This is a genomic window from Endozoicomonas acroporae, assembly GCF_002864045.1.
Lineage (GTDB): Bacteria > Pseudomonadota > Gammaproteobacteria > Pseudomonadales > Endozoicomonadaceae > Endozoicomonas > Endozoicomonas acroporae.
The window spans coordinates 1-1,661 of record NZ_PJPV01000215.1; the positions used below are offsets into that span (position 1 = coordinate 1).

The 1,661-nt window shown below is 51.4% G+C and carries 1 protein-coding gene; it reads left to right on the forward strand.

What is annotated here, in order from left to right:
- The first annotated feature begins 500 nt into the window (after positions 1-500).
- Positions 501-1,655 (forward strand): hypothetical protein, encoded by a 1,155-nt coding sequence (locus tag CX664_RS24205; protein ID WP_101749181.1) that lies wholly within the window; start codon positions 501-503, stop codon positions 1,653-1,655.
- The last annotated feature ends 6 nt before the right edge of the window (positions 1,656-1,661 follow it).

Here is a 1,661-nt window from a genome sequence, read left to right on the forward strand (position 1 = left end):
AAAATATAAACTATCGTACACTAGGTGCAACCGCCCTGGGCAGGGTAGAGAGCACCGCTCACAGACATCCCATGAACCCAGCATTTTCCGGTGCTTTCTGCATAAGCCTTCAGTGAAGCCAGCTTGCCGACTGCGCGGTGAAAACGATTATTCCAGCGCATAGTCTCCAGCCATTCTTTTGGGTCAATACCCAAGCGCTCCAAGATAGGTGGTACATCGTTAGTTATATGACCACGTTTGCCTTTTCGGACAATTCGGACAGACCAGTCAACCAGTTCAAAGTAGCTACTGAGTAGGTATGGAAGCGCCTGTTCCGGGTTTTTTCAAATATATACCACCATTCATTTATAAAAATAACACGACGCCTGCAACGCGTACCCTTAAATAAAAAAATGAATCGGAAACTTTTACGACACCGCATGTTCGAAGAGAGTGCCCGGTAATTTTTTGTGCACAGTTCTAATGTACTGTTATGCAATACAACATCAAGAGCCCTGTTTATGATTCAGCAACCCATTCAGCAGCCCACTCAGCAACCCATTTGCGACAGTGCTTCCCAATGGTCAGGGAATGGCATCGAACGTTCCTGGCTCGGCCATGGCGTTGCTGTTTGTAAAGCATTTGCGACATCATTGATTCCAACGGAAGATCCTTGCCTCAGTTTCAATTCCCGCAAAGCAGTGGAAGATCTTGTGCGACTGGCCACAGTAGCTATCCTGCCGCCGAGTTCCATCCTTTTTATAGTGAAAGATATGGCCAATGCCTGGTCCGGAAGCGGTTTGCCCGGGCCGGATGCAAAACCGGAATTACCACAGACATCAAAAGAAACCCGGGAAGAGGCTCAGGAAAAAGAACCCGGCTCGAAAGACGTACCCCTTCAACAGCCATCCACGGCCCGCTATCAAGGGAGTGAGGGAACCAAAGGGCTACTTGCCCTTGGCACGCTGGCCAGCTCTTTTCAGTATGCGAATTCGAAAATGATTAATATTACTAATGCAGAAGACCTGGGCAAGATTGGTCGAGATCGCGAATATCAACTGCACGATACCTATCAACAGACAGCGGATATTGTTGTCACTAAAGACCATCAATCCATTGGCAATGATACCCATCCATTCACCGGGGAGTACGATGGGCAGTGCCGTACCATCAGCGGCCTGTCTGACTGTTTTGTTGACACTCTGCAAGGCAGCATCAGGAACCTTCACTTTACTGGTGCCAATATAACTTCCCGGAAGACGACCGGATTAGCAGCCTGTGTTGTTGAACGTGGAGGAATGGTTGCCAACATCATGGCGGTGGACAGCACGGTCGAAACCGTGGGTGCAGACGCCGGCATCGGGGGTGGGAGGGTTAAAGGAAAGGTTGCCAACACCACGGCGGTGAACAGCCGTGTCACAACCTCGGGTGACGATGCACAAGCCGGCATCGGGGGTGGGTGGGTTGAAGGAACGGTTGACAACACCACGGCGGTTTACAGTCATGTCACAACCTCGGGTTATGGTTCAGACGGTGGCATCGGGGGTGGGGCTGTTCGAGGAACGGTTGCCAACACCACGGCGGTGAACAGCCGTGTCACAACCTCGGGTGACGATGCACAAGCCGGCATCGGGGGGGGGAGGTTTACAGAACGGTTGCCAACACCACGGTGGTGAACAGCC

Excerpts from the sequence above, each read along its gene's own strand:
- CX664_RS24205 (WP_101749181.1), top strand. The coding sequence starts at position 501 with ATGATTCAGCAACCCATTCAGCAGCCCACTCAGCAACCCATTTGCGAC.